Source organism: Roseomonas sp. CAU 1739, from assembly GCF_039839775.1.
GTDB lineage: Bacteria > Pseudomonadota > Alphaproteobacteria > Acetobacterales > Acetobacteraceae > Neoroseomonas.
Genome location: NZ_JBDOQQ010000003.1, coordinates 309,541 through 326,855 on the forward strand (window position 1 = coordinate 309,541; position 17,315 = coordinate 326,855).

11 protein-coding genes are annotated in these 17,315 nt (G+C 70.7%); 2 read left to right on the top strand and 9 right to left on the bottom strand.

Features of this window, described 5'->3' with window-relative positions; translation table 11 throughout:
- From AAFN86_RS07610 to AAFN86_RS07645, 8 genes are all read right to left on the bottom strand, one after another.
- Positions 1-729 carry an ATP-binding cassette domain-containing protein gene (locus tag AAFN86_RS07610; protein ID WP_347542684.1) on the bottom strand — a complete coding sequence of 243 codons (729 nt, stop codon included), beginning with the start codon at positions 727-729 and terminating at the stop codon, positions 1-3.
- A gap of 265 nt (positions 730-994) precedes the next feature.
- A complete protein-coding gene (locus tag AAFN86_RS07615; RefSeq protein ID WP_347542685.1) occupies positions 995-2,893 on the bottom strand; it encodes a vWA domain-containing protein in 1,899 nt (632 codons plus the stop codon).
- Positions 2,890-3,990 (bottom strand): hypothetical protein, encoded by a 1,101-nt coding sequence (locus AAFN86_RS07620; RefSeq protein ID WP_347542686.1) that lies wholly within the window; start codon positions 3,988-3,990, stop codon positions 2,890-2,892. Before AAFN86_RS07620 ends, AAFN86_RS07615 begins: the two co-directional genes overlap by 4 nt.
- On the bottom strand, positions 3,987-6,584 hold the full coding sequence (locus tag AAFN86_RS07625; RefSeq protein ID WP_347542687.1) for a virulence factor SrfC family protein: 2,598 nt from the start codon (positions 6,582-6,584) through the stop codon (positions 3,987-3,989). The genes AAFN86_RS07620 and AAFN86_RS07625 overlap by 4 nt, the downstream gene beginning before the upstream one ends.
- Positions 6,581-9,544: a virulence factor SrfB gene (locus AAFN86_RS07630; protein WP_347542688.1), complete on the bottom strand. Its 2,964-nt coding sequence runs from the start codon at positions 9,542-9,544 to the stop codon at positions 6,581-6,583. Before AAFN86_RS07630 ends, AAFN86_RS07625 begins: the two co-directional genes overlap by 4 nt.
- A gap of 103 nt (positions 9,545-9,647) precedes the next feature.
- On the bottom strand, positions 9,648-10,847 hold the full coding sequence (locus AAFN86_RS07635; protein WP_347542689.1) for a hypothetical protein: 1,200 nt from the start codon (positions 10,845-10,847) through the stop codon (positions 9,648-9,650).
- Entirely contained in the window at positions 10,844-12,145 is a 1,302-nt protein-coding gene (locus tag AAFN86_RS07640; RefSeq protein WP_347542690.1) for a hypothetical protein, read from the bottom strand. The genes AAFN86_RS07635 and AAFN86_RS07640 overlap by 4 nt, the downstream gene beginning before the upstream one ends.
- Before the next feature lie 22 nt (positions 12,146-12,167).
- The gene (locus AAFN86_RS07645) at positions 12,168-14,063 is read right to left on the bottom strand and encodes a trypsin-like peptidase domain-containing protein (protein WP_347542691.1); all 1,896 of its coding nucleotides are present in this window, start codon (positions 14,061-14,063) and stop codon (positions 12,168-12,170) included.
- 239 nt (positions 14,064-14,302) lie between these two features.
- On the opposite strand from AAFN86_RS07645, the gene AAFN86_RS07650 reads away from it, so the two are divergent.
- Positions 14,303-14,626 carry a hypothetical protein gene (locus tag AAFN86_RS07650; RefSeq protein ID WP_347542692.1) on the top strand — a complete coding sequence of 108 codons (324 nt, stop codon included), beginning with the start codon at positions 14,303-14,305 and terminating at the stop codon, positions 14,624-14,626.
- A 139-nt stretch (positions 14,627-14,765) separates the two neighbouring features.
- Here the strand turns inward: AAFN86_RS07650 and AAFN86_RS07655 are convergent, their stop codons facing one another.
- Positions 14,766-16,025 (bottom strand): amidase, encoded by a 1,260-nt coding sequence (locus AAFN86_RS07655; RefSeq protein WP_347542693.1) that lies wholly within the window; start codon positions 16,023-16,025, stop codon positions 14,766-14,768.
- Between the two features lie 545 nt (positions 16,026-16,570).
- On the opposite strand from AAFN86_RS07655, the gene AAFN86_RS07660 reads away from it, so the two are divergent.
- Positions 16,571-17,278 (top strand): PEP-CTERM sorting domain-containing protein, encoded by a 708-nt coding sequence (locus tag AAFN86_RS07660; RefSeq protein ID WP_347542694.1) that lies wholly within the window; start codon positions 16,571-16,573, stop codon positions 17,276-17,278.
- The last annotated feature ends 37 nt before the right edge of the window (positions 17,279-17,315 follow it).

Here is a 17,315-nt window from a genome sequence, read left to right on the forward strand (position 1 = left end):
TCAGGCCGCCTCGGCCAAAGCGGGCCGCGCAAAGATCGACCGCGCGATGCCATCGGCCCCCGGCGCGTGAGTCGTGCAGGCCAGCACCGGATACCCCGCCCGCACCGCGCGATCGGGGTCATGCGTCGCCACCAGCAGGGCCGCCCCGGCCGCCGCGCATTCCCGCTTCAGCAACGCCAGCACCGCATCCGCCAATTCCGGATGCACCGACGCGGTCGGTTCATCCGCCAGCACCAGCGCCGGGCGATGCGCCAGCGCCCGCGCGATCGCGACGCGCTGCCGCTGCCCGACCGAAAGTTCCGCCGGCCGCTTGCGCAGCTGCGCGCCGATGCCGAGTTCGTCAGCCAGCGCCCGCACCCGCGCCGGATCGTCACGGCCGGCGATGCGCTGCGTCAGCGCGATATTCCCCGCGACCGTGAGATAGGGCAGCAACCCGCCAGTCTGCGGCACCACGCCGATCCTCGTCGCGCGCAGCCCCGCCAGCGCATCGCGCCGGCCGTCCCGCCACAGCCGCGCGATGTCCATGTCATCGAAGCGGAAAGCGCCCGCATCCGGCGGCGACGCCAGCGCCAGCATCATCAGCAACGTTGATTTTCCACTGCCGGACGGTCCGGCCAGCGCCAGCGCCTCGCCCTTCGCCAGATCGAATGCCGGCACGTCCAGCGCGAAGGGCGCGGCGTCCCCGCGATAGGCCTTGGTCACGCCGTGAAGGGACAGCAGCGTGCTCATGCCGGCGCGGCGCGGCGGAAGGAACCGGAGAGGGCTTTGCCCCCTCCGGACCTCCCCCACCAAAGGCTTAAGGCCTTTGGAAACCTCAACTTGGTTTCGGGCAAATCATGGAAGACGCCGCCCCGCGCACGGGAGCAACCCTGAGTGCCGCTCCAAAATGCCACGCCCAGCGCCAAGTGACGGTTTCCAAAGGCCTTAAGCCTTTGGTGGGGAGGGCTCGGGAGGGGCAAAGCCCCTCCTGCCCAGCCCTCGGGGTCTTCCATCCTCACGGCAGCGCTTCAAGCGGCACGGGAAAGAACGCTTCCCCGCCCGGCCGTCCATCCAGCGTCACCCACAGATCGGGCCGCGCCGCGTATTCCTGGTACAGCCGCAACTTCGTCTCGATGCCGTTGATCAGTTCGCGCTGCGCCGCCGCGCCCATGGCGAGCCATTCCTGCTCCGACAGCTCCATCACCTGCGACTGGTACGGCAGTCCGTCCAGATATTCCCCCAGCGCCTGTCCCACCCGCGCGAGGTTGCCCAGCCGCGCCGGGTCGCGCGCCGTCGCCGCGAAGGCCGCACGCAACTGCCCGAAGAAGGATCGCGGATCGGTCCGTCCCGCCAACCCGGCATCGAGGATGCGCGTCAGAGCCTGCGACAGGTCGGACAATTGGTTGCGCGTCAGCAGCACGCGAACGTCCAGCGCCGCGACCGTCGGGTCCCGCAGGTCGCGATCCGTGGTGAAGGACCGCACCACATCCGGCGCCGTCGTCCCGCCCTCGCGCCCGAGATAGGCAAGCCGCATCGCGGTCGCGACGATCTCCACCTGCTGCGCCATGCGCTCGGCCGCCGGCGTGCTCGCCGGCTCCACGCCGCCGACCGGCCGGCCGACGGTGTCCGCCACCTGGCGGAACAGCGCATTGGTCAACCCGTTCACGACGCGCTCGAAGGCCTGCGGGCTGCCGCCCTCCACCGGGAAATACAGCGAACCCGCTGCGCCGTAGCGCGTCAGTTCCTGATACTGCGCGCGGGCATGGGCGTGGTTGGACCGCCCTTCCGGCGTCTGCAGATGGATCGCGAACAAGGCGACGCCGCGTGCTTCGGCCAGCGCCCTGATCTCGGGGATGCCAAGCCGCGTCTGCGACTTCGGATCGGTCGCCTCCAGCGCTCCGGCATCGGTGATCAGCACGACATAGCGCCCGCCGAAGGCCTGCCAATCCACCTGGTCGATCGCCATGCGCAGCCCGGCGATCGCATCCTCGTCGAAGCGTTCGGTCGGCACGGTCGCGGCGCGCACTGTCTCGAGCGCCGGCAGGATCGCCGCCGGCGGCTGCGACAGGTCCGGTGCCGCCACCAGCCGCGCGACGTATTCCAGCTGCGGCCGCGCCGAGATGTCGGCCCGATACGCCACCATGCCAAAGCGGAAATTATCGCGCACCGCGCTGTCGCCGATGCGGCCGATGATGTGGCGGATCGCCTCCCGCGTGCGGTCGATATAGGGCTGCATCGAGATCGTGCTGTCGATCACGAAGACGATGCCGCCGCGGAAGTCGCGAAGTCGCGACGGGTCGGCCTGGGTCGGCGCCTGGCGCAGCTCGGCGGGTGCCGAGATCACCTCCAGCAGCCGCATCTGCGTGCCGTCGCGGCGCTGGACGGTCTCGGCCTCCAGGATCGGCAACAGGTAGAAATTGCGCTGGATGTCGATGAAGGTCTCGGGTTCCAGCGCCAACACAGGGCTGCCGGGCTGGCCCGCCGCGGCGCGCAGGGCCACCGCCTGCTGCGTCATGTCCGGCGCATCGAGCAACCCGCGCAAAGACGCCGCGTCGCGCAGGAACATGGTGCGCTCGCGCCCTGCGGGGTTGGTGAAGGCACCGACCATGGTGTGGCGCCAATCGATCGCCCGATCCTCGCGCATCCAGCCATCGGTCCGGCCATCCGCTTCTCGGCCGATCTCGATCCAGCCATCGCGCCTTGCATAGACATGCATGACGCTGAACCCCGGCAGCGGCCGACCCTGGGCGGCGCCCGGCTGGGCATGCAGCGTGGCGCCCGGGCGCAGGATGACCCGCTGGTACAGCGTGGTCTTGCCCGGGATCAGCAGCGGCTGGCGCGCAGCCCGTTGTGCCTGCGCCGCGAAGGGCAGCAGCGCGGCAGTGCCGAGGAGGAGCAGGCGGCGCGGCGTCATTGCCAGAAATCCCTGATGGTCAGCGGCGCGTTGAAGTCGCCTTCACGCGCCCGGTCCTCAAGCCATTGCCGCAGCCGCGCGCGCGGTTCCGCGGCCCCGGCATCCCCGGCAGTCGCCGCATCGCGGTAGTGCCGCGCCGCCTGGCGCGGATCGGGATCTCGGAACGGCCGGCCGGGCACGAAGCCCACCGGATCATACAGCCGCGCCAGCCGCGTCAGGGAAGCCGCATTGCCGGCCCGCGCCGCCGCCTCCCACAGCAGCAGCGCGTCATCGTAGCGGCCGCTTTCATACCGCCGCGCGGCTTCGGCGGCGATCGCGCCGGGCGAGGTCGCGCGGGCGATCACCTCCGGCACGGATAGCCCGTCCAGGTTCGCCGGGCCTTGCGATTCGGCTTGCGGGCGAACCGGCGGCAATTCGGGCTGTGGCGGTGGCGGCATGCGCGACAGTGGTTCGGGGGCGATCTCGATCGGATCCACCGGCGGCGGTACAGGCGCCACGGGGCGCTCGCGCAGCACGAACCACCAATAGCCAGCACCCCCCGCGGCGGCGAGCAGCAACAGCACCAGCAGGATCCACGGCAGCATGGAGCGCGACGCCGCAGCCGGCGCCGGCTGCGGCACCGACAATGCGGGTGGCGCTGCCGGACGTTGCGGCACCATTGCGATGGTCGCGTCCGGGTCCTCGATCGGTAAGGGCAGCAAGGCTGGCGCCGGCGGCGGTGCCGGCCGCACCGCCGGCGGCGGCACCGCGATGGTATGCCCCGACCCGCCATGCAGCGGCGGCACGTCGGGCCAGAACAGCGGTGCCTCGATTCGCGCGGCCGGCAGACGGAACTGCACCGGCCCCGCTTCCAGCCAATCCACCACCTGCGGGCCGAGATACAGTCGCACGCCCTGCGGGGAGGTCTCGACGCGATCGGGGCTGATCAGCGCGTCGCTCACCTGCCAGCCCTCGGCGCCCAGCGTCCCCTTCCCCCAGCCTTCGCGCAGGATGCGGAAGCGCGGATCGTCGGGCGGGTCCATCACCCCCTGCAGCAGGATGATGGCGTGCCCGCCTTCGGGATGGGCGGGATCAGCGGCGGCGAGTACCGCGCTCATGCCGCCTGGCCGAGCGCGCCCAGGATCTTCCCGAGGCGCGCATTCTCCGCGACATCGACCTCAAGCCCGCCGGGCGCCGTGACATTCTCCTCAGTGAGGCGCGAGAAGGCGCTGATCCAGTCGACGTGATACTGCTTGTCGTAGGATTCCGGCTGCGGCCCCAGATGCGGCATGCCGTTGACCGGCGGGCGCGGAGCGAAGACCGGCCGGTCCGTGCGCCCGGCGCGCGGGCGCTGGTCGGGCGGCAGGTCGCTGTAGCCGAGGCCGTGGACGTAGCGGTTGACCATGCCCTCGGCGACCATCACCGGCTTCGACGCGCTCTCGCTCAGTTTCTGCCGATACGACGCCGCCTCCCGCAGTCGCTGCGCGATCCGCGCCGACAGTCCCGTGCGGCGTGCGCCCGCACCGATCTGCGCGACCAACGCGGCCGCGGCATCGCGCGGCAGCTTCAATTGCTCCACCGTCTCCGGCTCCGCCGCCGCGCGGTGCATCTTCTCCATCCACTCCGCTACCGCGAGGTCGGCATAGCGTTCGAAGGCGTCACGCGCGCGGTGTTCGCCCTGCGCGGCGGGTGCGACAAGGTCGCCGAGTTCGGCGAGGTAGTCCTCCTCCCCCGCCCGCGCCCCGACCGGCGCTTCCTCCGCCGGTTCTGTCTGCATGCGCCACCAGGCGGAGGTCAGTTCCTCATGCGTCACCTGCAGGCTGCGGATCATCCGCCCGAAAGCCTGGGCGGAAGCACAGGCGACCAGCGCCCGGCTGACCACGCGCGCTTCCTCCCGTCGCTTGTTGAGTTCCGCCGTCAGGTCACCCGAATGCCAGTAGGGCGACAGCCGCCCCGCCATGTCGCCGCGCAGCGCTTCCAGACGTGCCGCGATCTGCCCGCGCTTGATCGCGGGATCGCAGACCGGGCGCAGGCTTTCGGCGAGATGCGAGATGCCGCCGTCGTTCAGCGTCATCGCCGCATCCCAGGCGCGTTCGGGATCGACGAAGTGGCGGCGGCAATCCTCGTTGGTGACGAATTCCTCGCGCAGCCGGCCGATGCGTGCGGCTTCGGAGGCACGCGGCGACGCCTCCCGCCCATGTTCGTCGTAGTCGAGGATGTGCTTCGCCGCGACATTGGGGTTGCGCAGCCAATAGGTATTGTCGAAGGGCCGCCCGGCCGCCCAGTTGCGCGGCCAGTCATATTCCTTACCGAAGAAATCCAGTAGCGAGGCATTCAGCCGAATGGTCCAGCGGCTGCCGGTGCCCTCCGTCGCGCCCTTCTTCTCCTCGAATTCCGTGTCGAACTTGGTCAGCACCAGGAACAGCGCGTTGCGGTGCCGCGCGCGTTCCTCCGGCGTGACGCCGAGCGTGCCATCCACCCAATCCTTGATCATCCGCGGCAGGGTGCGGACTTCCTGGTTGGACGGGCCGATGCACAGCAGCATCGAGGTGATTTCCTGCTCCGCGCAGTAGCGCTGATACAGGTAGGCAACCTTGCCGCGCAGGAAGAGCCCCGGCAGCTTGCCCTTCTCCGACAGGAAGCGTCCCGGCTGGGTCAGCTTCTCGCGCGACCGCGCGCCGGGGAAATCGAGCAGGTCGGTGACCTCGAAGAAATCCCAGGGCTTGTCGCGCAGCGCGATGGTCAGTTCGGCGACCAGCGCAGCGAGCGCCGCCCGCGGCAGTGAAGCTTGGCGCCCGGCGCGCGTGCGCACCGCCAGCTTGCCATCCGCCGGATCGCCCAGCCCCGACAGCGTCCGCACGTCGATGATGGAGGTCTCGCGCGGCGACAGCGCATCGAGCGGCGCAAACGCCTCGTCGGGGAAATCGAGCGCGGCGAGCGCCGCAAGCAGCTCCCGCGCTGCGCTCGTCACAGCCTCATGCCCGTTCCACAGGATCGAGAAGAACGCCGCGCGTTCCGCCACCGGCAGCCGCGGCGCGATCGACGCCGCCTGCACCCAGAAGGCCGAACCCAGCCCCGGGATCAGCGGATGCCCGCGGAACAGCCCCTCGAAATATTCGCGCAGGTCGTCGACATCATCCTCGGTCAGCCGATCGACCGGCGCGCCGCCGGCACGCCCGGCGAAGCGCGCGCAATGCGACTGCACCGTCTCCGGCGAGGGAATATCCACCTCGGCCGGATCGAAATCCTCCAGGAAGGTATTGCCGAGAATCTTGATGACATCGGTCTGCGACAGCAGCCGCAGCACCACCGGATACCCGGGCACCGCCACCGGCGGTCGCAACGTGAAGCGGGTGACGAGGCCGGTCGCTTCCTGCCCGCCCTCCGGGTTGATGTCGCGCACGAAATCCAGCGCCGTGCCGTCGAACATCGCGGTGACCGATTCCTGGCCACGCCGCGCGAGCGCGGAAATCAGATACGACTTGCCCGATTGCGATGGCCCGAAGACCGCGACGCACATCGGCCGCTCGGCCGCGACTTCCAGCTTGCGCGCGCGGCGCGCGAACTTCCGGAAGTCCCGCGCGATGGCCTGCGCTTCCTCCCGCACCTTGCCGCGATTGTCGGCAAGCCAGGTCACCGCCTCCCCGGCGGCCTCGGCGGTGCCGCGCGCTGCCGCGGCGAGGGCGGCGTCGGATGACGTATCGAGCCTCATGCCATCCCCACCACGCCGGTATCGCGCCAGTAGCCCGCTTCGGATTTCATCGTCTGCAGCCGTATCTCCACATCGGTGCGCCGCAGCGCGGTGCCTTCGGAATCCTCGATCTCCTCGACGCGGAAATCCTCGCGCTTTTCCTCCTGGCCCGGCGCGTCGGGGTCCATGTCGGCGCGGCGGATCTTCACCCGTAGCGGCAGGGCCAGGCGAGGAACGCTTTCAGGGTTCGCGAATTCCAGCGCATACAGCGGCGTCGCCGGCCAGCGTTCGATCGGCAATTGCCGGAAACCGAGGAAGGTCGGTGCCGCGAAGGTCATGGTGAATTCCACCCCGTCGCCAGCATTCGGCCGCTTCTCCAGATCCACCTCCGACAGCAGCACGCCCTGTTCGCGGATCTGACCCGAAATTTCCATCCGCCCGATGAATCGCGCGGTCGATTTCATCGCCAATTGGCTGGTCCGCATCAGGAAGGATTCCAGCCGCCCTTCCGCCAGCGCGCACAGCATCGCGCCGACCGCGGCGCTGGTCTTGGGGTCCTCGATGCGCGCATTGGCGTCGCGGAAGGGATACCAGCCACCCACCGCATAACGGTGCATGCCGATCATCCGATGCGGCGGCACCGGGGATTTCGCCAGCACGATATCCGTCACCGCGCGCAGCCGCGACGGTCGGCCCGACAGCAACAGCACGTCGCAATCATAGTGCCACACCACCTCGCACAGATCGGCCAGCACCGGGCCGAGCACCGCCTGGATCACCGCCTCCACCCGCCGCGCATCGGCGGCGACCTCGACATCGGCGATGGCGAAGCCGCGCGCGCCGGCCTGCCGCGCGGCCGTCTCGAAGAAGGCGATGGCGCGCGGATTGGCCGGCTGCGCCTCCCCGTCGAGAACGGCGCGGATCGAGGCGCGGAACACCTCGCCCATCTCGCGCCCCTCGATGCGTTCATAGGCGTGCAGCACGGCGAGGCCGACCGGTTCCAGCACCTGGCTGACGAATTGCCGGCGCAGGTGACGCTCCACCTCAGATTGCCCGCCGCGATCCCCGCCCAGCGTCTGGCGCAGGAAAGCCTGTGGGTCGGACATGCCCGACGCCCGCAGCGCGTCCGCCACCTGCGGCAGCACCAGATGCGTGATCAGCCCTTCCAGCACCTCGTCGCCGGCAATCTTGAAGCCTTCGCGAAATTCCTGGCGCGGCACGATGGTGTCGCGGTTCTCCACGGACCACGTCACCACCATCAGGTCGGTCGTCCCGCCGCCGATATCGATCGACGCCACGCGCAGGCAGGGGTTCGGCCCGCGTTCCGGCCGCACCCGGCCGGCGAGTTCGAACATCCCCTGCGCATCGCCCTGCAGCCGCTGGGTGATCTCTGTGTAAAGCCACACCACCTGCGTCGCCGTGGCTTCATCGAGGTTCAGCAGCACGCGCGGTTCTGGCGGCGCCGTCGCGCCTGCCTCGGTCCAGCCCAGCAGATCCCAGGCCAGCTTGATCGCGCCTTCCGCCCGCTCACGCAGGATCTTCTGCTCGGCGAGCGGCATGGCAGGCGGCAGCGTCAGGATCACGCGGCGCAGTCTTCGCGGCACATCGGCGAATCGCCGTGCCGCGCGCGTCGCCGGCGCGTTGATCTGGCTGACCGCCTGCATCAGCAATTCCGCCAGCAGAAAGGAATACATGGACGACCGCGAAAACCGCGCCCGCACCGCCGGCTGCCCGCGCCCGCGCAGCATGCGCAGCGCCTCGCCGGTTTCCGTCACATGCGCCATGAACGGCCCGGACACCGGCGGTTCCGTCGTCACGCCATCGGAAGCGCGCCCGTTGAACCGCCAGCCCTGCACATTCGGCCGCCGGTCCCACAGATACCGCTTGGGTGACGAAATCCCGGTCGCCCCCTCATTCCCCTGCGTCGCGGCGGCGAGACGCATCGCCTCCGGCCCCACCCGCACCGGCGAGGGCCAGCGGAACGCATTCGCCCGCCCCGACCGGCGGGATATCGCATCCCGCCCAAACGACCCGACCGCGAATTCCACCCGGCTCTCGAAGGGCCGCGCATAGATCTGTTCAGGCCGCGACAGGTCCCGCAGCGCGAGCACCGACGAATTGTTCAGCGACGGCGCATCCTGGCTTTCCTCGACCAGCAGCCCGCACGTGCGCGCATTGCCGACATCCAGCACCAGATCGACATTGATCGGCGCATAGCCACGATTGTCGGACACCACATCGACCAGCCGCACCCGCGGCAGGATGCCCACACCCTCCAGCAGCCCGAGGAAACTCAGATACCGCGCCCAATGCTCGGCGGCATGCGGGAAGTCCTCCGGCCGCAGGGGACGCCCGCCGCGCTGCGCCTGGCGCAATTCGCGGAAGCCTTCCTCCAGCCATTGCCCGACCCAGGATTCATTGAGGAACCAGGCATTCTCCACATGATTGAAAACGGGCGCGAATTCCTGCTGCCGCGCGCTGTCCTCCGGCGCCGGCGCCACATAGGGGCGCGCCGGGTCGCGCATCATCAGCGCAGTATCAAAGGCGAGCACCAGCCGGTGCGACCGCCCTTCCCCATCCCGCTGCGGAAACTCGGCGACGTAGCCGCGCGCCCAGTTCGACGGCCCGCGGTCATACACTTCCTTGCCATCCGCCCCGCGCGCATGAACACGGAAGAATGGCAGCGGCACCCATTTGTTCAGGAAGCATTCCAGCGCCTGCGCGCGGGAGATCGCATAGGTCTCCTCCGGCGGCGGCACCTGCCGCGTCACCGGGTCCGCCAGATTGCCGTCCGGGTCCTGTTCCAGCACGCGCAGGATGGTGGGGGACTTCCCCTCATGGTCCACCTGCTCGCGCAGCATCTCCTCCCAGTATGAGCGCGACCCACGCGGCAGCCGGTCGATATCGAAGTCGATATCGACGAACTGGATGCCGGAGGACGGCACCAGGCTGATCAGCCCGGCGGTGGTCGAACTGCTCATGAACACCCCATCTCGCGCGGGCAGGCCTGCCGCATCGCGCAGCGGCGAGTTTGTATCAGCGTGGCGCCCGGCGCCAACGTGACGGTAAAAGGACCTGCACGCATCAATTCGCCGGACAGTTCAGGCGGTAGCGCCAGCGGGTGTTCGCGAAGGGGCCGATCACCACCACCTCGACCACGTCGTCGCCACCCTGCGGCCGCCAGTCGAAGCCGATCCGCCCACGGCCGCTGACCATCCCCGGTGTCCGTGCCAGCACGCGCCCGTGATAGCGGACCTCGATGCTGTCGGGCACGGTCTGGGTGTCGTAGTCGACCGTCACCGGCCCCGGCGTCGGGCCGAGGTAGTGGCGCGTCCGCGTCTCGCCCGCCCCGCCCGACTGGGTATCGACGTTGCAGGGCTGGGTGCCCGGCGGCGGGCCGGCCTGCCGCGGCGGTGGCGGCGGCTGCTGGGGTTCCGGCGGCGGCGGGGGCGGCTCGGGCGGGGGCGGCGGCAGCGGGTCCTCGCGCGGTGGTTCCAGCGTGGGCTCGGGCGGCCGCTGGGGTTCGGGCTGCGGCGGCGGCGGCGGAGGCGGTTCCGGTGTTCGCGGGATCGGGCAGGCCAGCCGGCGCCGCCCCAACTCCTCCTCCAGCCGCGCGAGATCGGTGCGCAGGTCGCGCTCGCCCCGTTCTGCCTCGACCAGCCGCGCGAGGGCCTCAAGGTCGCCCTGCGCCGCAACGCAACTCGATTCCGGCGGTTCCAGGAATCGCCAGGCCAGCAGCGGCCCGAGCAGCCCAGCCAGCAGCGCGATCACCGCGAGGGCAATCATCGTTGCCGCCCAGACCCCCCAGGGCCGGCGCGCCGGCGGTTGCCAGTGCCGCCCATCGTCGAACCGCCCCAGCAGCCCGAGCGGACCCGGCGAGGCCGCGCCCACATGCCCCCAGCCCGCCAGCACCGGCCGGCCATCGACGGCAAAGACCAGGTCGAAGGACGGGATTTCGGCGATCGCCGGCCACAGCCGAGCCAACGCCCCGCCGCCTTCCGCCGCCTGACGCTCGGCTTCCCGCCGCAGGTCGGACAGGATGCGCCCGGCCTCGGCCATCAGCGTCGCCCGCGACGCGGCATCGAGGTCGGCATAGGGCGCCATCCGCACGCCCTCGGCACCCCAGGCGATACCGCCATCCTCCGCCATCGGTGTCGCGAACAGCGCGGCATGGGCGGGGGACAGGCGCGCGGCCTCCGCCTGCAGCGCGGCGAAGGCTTCGGCCGGCGGCATCGGCAGCAGCGGGCGGAGGTCCTGCGCGCGACTGGTGGCGAGGCGGATCATGGGACGGTGAACTCCCCGACCACCTGGTCCCGCACGCCTTGCCGCGCCGTGCCGGTGATGACGCGATCCGGCTGCCCTTCCTGCCGCACCGTCACGCGATACGGCGTGTTCGGTCCATCGGCCCGGTCGAAGTAATCCACCACGATGCGATACCGCCCCGGCGCGGGGTTCTGGTCAAACACCACGTTCTCGACCGGCGTGCGCGTGGTCGGCCCGCCTGCGGCATTACGATCGATGTCGAGCGAACCGCCGCAGGCCGCGCGGTTGCGGAAGTCGATGCGCTGCCCGCTCGGGCAGATCACCGCCAGGTCGAGGTCGTTGCGGTCATCCCAGGCCAGGATCACCTGCGTCCGCCCGCGCCGCGCACCCTGCCGATCGGCACGCTCAAGGTCATTGTTGCGCGGCGGCTCGGGTGGCGGCGGCTGGGGTTGCGGCGGCGGCTGCGGGGGCGGCTGGGGTGGCCGTTCCGGTGGGCGCGGCGGTTCGGGCGGACGCGGGGGTGGCGGCGGCGGTTCCGGCGCGCGACACAGCAGGCGGCGTTCCCCGGCCTCGGCGACGATGCGGGCGAGTTCCGCACGCAGCGCGCCTTCCCGCGCCTCCTCCTCCCGCAGCACATCCAGCCGCGAGATTTCGCCCTCGGGGGCGACGCATTGCGCCTGGGGCGTGGCGAACCAGCCGAAGGGATCGCGCCACAGCAGCCACAGGGCGAGCAACAGGATGAGCAGGGTCAGCAGGAAGGCCAGCAGCCAGGGCCACACCCGCGCCCGGGCGGCGGCCACGATGGCCGGCGGCCCGACGATGGTCATCGGCGCGACCGGCGCCGGCATCATCTTCACCAGCAACTCGCGCACCCCGCCGGCGCCGGCCAGCGTATGGCCCCACGGGGCCAGCACCGGCACGCCGTCGCGCACGCGGATCGCCGAAGGGTCCGGTATCTCCAGCGCCAGGCGCAGCAATTCGCCGAGGAAACGCTCGCCCTCGCTGGCCGATCCGCGGAGGCGTTCGGCGGCGGCCTGGATCTCCGCCACCATCGGCATCAGCAGCCCGCGCGCTGCCTCTTGCGCCGCGGGGTCGAGGTCGCCCAGCGCCACCGCCGGGCCGGACCCGGGCGCATACCAGTCGATGCTGCCCTTCTCCGGGTCGGGGTTAGGCTCGGCGAACAGCGCGGCATGGCGCGGCGTCAGCGCACGCTTGAGATACTGCGTCAGTTGGTCCCAGTGCTGCACCGCCAGTTGGCCGCCGACGCCCTGCGCCAGCAGGTCCCGGTTCCGAGTGGTGGCGATCAGGCTCTCGTCCACGATGGGGTCCTGCCCTGCCCGCTCAGCGCGGTATCACCGGCATCGCCGGGATGCCTGGAATGACGGGACCCGCATCGGGTGTCGCCGGCGCCGGCGCTGCCGGCGCGGCCGATGGCGGCGCTGCCCCGGGCGGGGAAGCCGGCGCAGGAACGGCGGGCGCAGGAACGGCAGGCGCAGGGGCCGCTGGCGCAGGCCCGGCGGGCGTGGCCGCCGGCGCGGCCGGCGCGCCGGACGCGGCAGCAGCCGGTGCAGCTGGTGCCGCCGGCGGCGGCGGGCCGGCGGGCTGGCACGCCCCGGTCAGTTCCGTAACCGTCACGCCGTTCGCGCGCAGGAAGACCGCCAGCGAATCCTCCTTCTGCGCGTAAGAGACGCGTTCGCCTTGCTCGGCGTTGAAGAAACCAAAGGTGTTGACCCCGACGACGCGACCGCAGCGATCGACCAGCGGCCCGCCCGAATTCCCCCGGCTGATGGCCGCTGTATGCGGCATCACCGTCAGCCCCGAGGGCAGGTTCTGCACCGCGCTGATCAACCCATCGGTCACCGCGAGTTCCGGGATGGACCGGATATTGCCGTCCAGCAGCGCCTGGAAATTCGTGTCCGTCTGCATGATCGCCTGCGGGAAGCCGGCGGCAATCACCGGATCGAGCCGGCTCGCCACCCCGGTCAGCCCCAGCGGCGACAGGGCGGGCGCATCGGCCGGCAGCCGCAGCAGCGCGAAATCGGGCTTGCCCGGCGCAGGTTCGGGCGTCTGCGCCACCACCTGCATCGTCACGGGCCGCCCCAGTCGCCGGTTCACCACATAGACCCGCGCCGGGTCGAGCGGTGCCACGACATGCGCGTTCGTCACGACGAGCCCCGGCGCCACCACGAAACCCGTCCCGGTGCCAACCCCCTGCCCATTGGCCAGCGGCCCGAGCACCAGCACCGTCGCCTGGTCCAGCATCTCGATCAACGAGCCGGTGAAGGCCTGCTGACCCTGTGGCGTCGGCGGCAGGGACGAGGGCTGCATCGGCGTGATCTGTGGCGGCGTGAGGGGCGAGCGCCCGAAATCGGCCGGGCGGCACACATCGCCCTGCAAGGCCAGGCGCGCCTGCTCGATCTCCTGGCGAAGCGCCTCATTGGTCTGGCGCTGGCGCGCCACCTGGTCGTCGATGCGCGAGGCATCGGCGACATGGGCGACCAGCCGCTGCGAAGCGATGCGCTCCGAGATCAACTGCCAACCCAGCCAGAAGCCGAGGCCGAGGAACACCAGCGCGACCAGCACGCCGACCGGCAGCAGCCACCAGTTCCAGGCGGAGGAGACGGCACGCGCCGCGACCGGGGCGGCCGCCACGGCAGCGGCCCGGGCAACAGGGGGCGGGATGGCGGCCGCGGCGGGGCGCGGCGGCGCGGGCGCGGCGGCGGCGGCACGCGGCGGCTCGGCTGCGGTTGGCCCCTCGGCGGCCAGGGCCGGCGGCAGCGCCGCGCCATAGATGGCGCGCAGATGGGCCAGACGGCTGGCCGGATCGCGCAGCGCCTCCGGCGGGGCAAGGCCCCAACCGGTGATCAGCGGCCGGTCATCGACGGCAAGGATCGAATCCGGCCCGGCCAGCACGAGCGCCCCGCGCAGCAACGGATCACCCATCAGCGGGCCGAGTGCCGCCAGTTCCTCCGCCAGACGCTGTTCCACCGCCGCACGCCGCGCCGGCGGCAGGGCCGCCAGCGGCACCGGATCGCCCCCGGCCACCGCATACCAGGACACCGAGCCGGGATTGCGCCCATTGCCCCAGGTGATCACCGGTTCGGCGAACAGGCCGGCGCGGTCGGGGCCAAGCAGCCCCCGCAGCCGGGCATCGGCGTCCAGCACCGCGGCGCCGCCGACGGCCACCGGTTCGAGCCCCGTGAGCTCGGTCTTCAGGATGAAGCGCGGACTCGCCATGCTGTGGTCGGCTCCGAACCGGTTCTGGCGGCGGCGCGTCCGAATCCCGCGCCCCTCATGGGGACTGTAGGCGTCATGGTCTCAGCGGAGAATGGCTTCGCCATGGCGAAGCGCGCCTTGCGGGGGCGCAAACGCGCTGTGCGGTGAAGCACTTCATCCCGTGCGGCAGACGTGATTGACCACGCCGCCGCCGCGCCGCGACCCTGCCGCGCGTTGCCGCCCGATCCGAGGTTTGCGCGATGCACCGCGTCCTGATGCTGCTGGCATTGCTGCTGGCCACCCCCGCGCTGGCGCAAGGCCTGCCGACGACCAAGCCGCCGCCGCTCGGCGCGCCGATGAACCAGCCGCCGCCGCTCGGGGCGATGCCGGCCGACCCGGCGCCGCGCTGCGCTGCTCCGCTCGCCAATGCGTGCCTCGCGCAGCAGGGCGCCTGCCAGGTCGCCTGCCCGCCGATGTGGAGCATGAACCCGGCCGCGCCCGCCTTCACGCCCACCGACCGGGCGGGGTGCATGCAGCGCTGCTTCCAGCAATACCTGTCGTGCCGGCGGCTGCACGGGTGCTGAGGCCGCTTCCATTCGCGCCGGCTCACGGCGCGTCTGCACGTTCCTGCTTTGCCGGGCATCGTCACCCGATCAAGTGACGCGGCCTCATCGGGCCGTGCCCGAAGCGCGCCACGATGCCCCGATCGGACCAGCGGGCCTGCTACAGCGCCGCCCGGACCCAGGCCGCCCAGCCGAGCAGCGCGGCGTCCTCGCCGATTCGCCCGGCCAGCTGCACCCCGAGCGGCAGACCCTTCGGCCCGCTGCCGGCCGGCACTGTCATGCAGGGGCCATGCAGCAACGTCCACAGGCTGTTGAAGGTCGGGTCGCCGGTCCAACCGAGGCCCTCCGGCGCCTCGCCCGGTGCGGCCGGGGTCAGCACGGCGTCGTAGCCTTCGATGGCGGCGGGGAAGGCGGCGCGGGCGGCGGCGAAAGCGATACGCCCTTCGACCAGGTGCTGGCGCGGCTGGGCGGCGCCCCATTCCATCCTCTCCCGCAGCACCGGGGAGAGCCGGCCGCGGGCATGGGCCATCTCCCAGCCAAGCGCCTCGGCCGATTCCATGTTCATCACATAGGGATGGGCGGCCAGGGCCGCGTCGAAGATCGGCGGCAAGGTCAGCGGCGTGACGGTCGCCCCGGCGCGGCGGCAGGCCTCGGCGGCACGTTCCATCAGCGACACCGTCTCCGGGGCTGCCTGGTCGGCGGTCGGGCCCATCACCAATGCGAGGCGCGGAGCGCGCGGCGCCTTCGCCTCGGGGCTGCCGAAATCGAGCCCGGTCATCCCCGACATCGCCAGCGCGCAATCGGCGACCGAGCGCGCCATCACGCCGATCGTGTCCAGGCTCTCGCTCATCACCTTCATGCCGGCGCGATGCATGATGCCATAGGACGGCTTGAAGCCGACCACGCCGCAATAGGCCGCCGGGCGGACGATACTGCCTGCCGTCTGGGTACCGAAGGCGATCGGGAAGAACCCCGCCCCCACCCCGGCCGCCGAGCCGGAGGATGAACCGCCCGGCGTGTGCTTCGGATTGACCGGATTGGCGGTCGGCCCCGGGTGGCGGGTGGCGAATTCGGTCGTCACGGTCTTGCCGATCACCAGCGCCCCGGCGGCGCGCGCGGCGGCCACGCAGGCGGCATCCGAGCGCGGCCGGTGCCCCGCCCAGATCGGAGATCCGTATTGGGACGGCATGTCGGCGGTATCGATCACGTCCTTCACGCCGATGGGCATGCCGGCAAGCGGGCCGTCCACCGGCGCCGATCGACGCACCCGGTCCGGGTCGAACCAGGCGAAGGCGTGGATCGTCTTTTCCCGTGCCGCGATGCGGTCGATGCAGGCGTCGCGGTAGTCGGTGGCGGTCAGGCGCCCGGCGCGGATCGCGGCGAGGGCTTCCGAGGCGGTGAGGTCGGCGGTGTCGGTCATGATCGGAGCCTGACCTTCGCGGCGAAGGCGTCAAGGGGCGCCGAAAGGACGGTAGGATGGCCAGAGCATGATGGTCGCATGTGCGAACGCACCGGAGGTCTGATACCAGCGGCCCGAGCGTATGACTCGGGCCCAGGCCGCGAATGCGGCCCGCCGGCTGTCCGGCGAAGCCAGGTAAACCGGTAGGTCTGCGCCCGGCGTCTGAGGGCAGGAATGGCAGAATACCAGCGCTCCATGCGATGGGGCGTTGGTCTGAATCACGCAACCAAACAATGGGTTAGAGCGGGATGGGCGAATGAATGTGAACCAGCACACTCTTGGCTTCCGCTTCGTCGGACAAGGTGCCGGCAGTCGCACCGCTCGGTTTCCGTAACGAAAGCGTGTCAGCCTGATTTACAGCCCTGGGCTTCCATGCCTTCGATTGTACTTATGTTTTAGTATATCAGTCACTTAGAGTTTGGCACGAAAACTGCTATTAATAAGGAAGCTGCGAGTACGCAGCGTGGGGCGTAGCCCCGGGCAACGCAGAATGTGGAGAACAACCGATGCGCGCCACAATCTCGAAGAGACTCCGCGAACTCGCAGGTGCCAGTGCGGTCGCAGTCATTGTCCTTGCCTCTGCGGCGCCCGCGATGGCCTCCTTCATCTACCCGCTGAGCGCCACGAATGGCGGCGTGCCGGGGGCCGGGCCCTTCGGCAGCGTCTCCGTGACCCTGACCGATGCGACCCACGCGAATATCGCCTTCACGTCGAATACCGCCGGCGGTTACTGGTTCCTTGGCACTGACAGCGTCGGCGTGAACGCGAACGGCACCGCGATCATCAGCGCCATCATCGGCAATGCCTTGCCCGGGGCGTCGTGCCCCACCGGAGGCAACGACTGCTACACCGCTACCGGCAGCGGTAACATGGACGGGTTCGGGACCTTCTCGAACCGCGTCGACACAACGGACGGCTTCACGAACCGTTCGAGCGCCATCAGCTTCACGCTGACGAACTCCAGCGGGACCTGGGCGAGCGATTCCGTCGTGCTCACCAACAATGCGAGCGGCAACCTCGCAGCGGCGCATATCGGGCAATGCATCCCTCCGAGCCCTTGCACGGAATTCTTCGCCACCGGCTTCACCGCGAACGGACCGGGAGGGCCATCGGGTGGGCCAAGGTCAGTGCCGGAGCCGGCCGCCATTGCCTTGCTCGGGACGGGCTTGCTCGGCTTGGGCATGGTCCTTCGCCGGCGGCGGCGGGACGCGTGAATGACGTCGGGATAGCGATGCCGCTCATGCCGCTTCG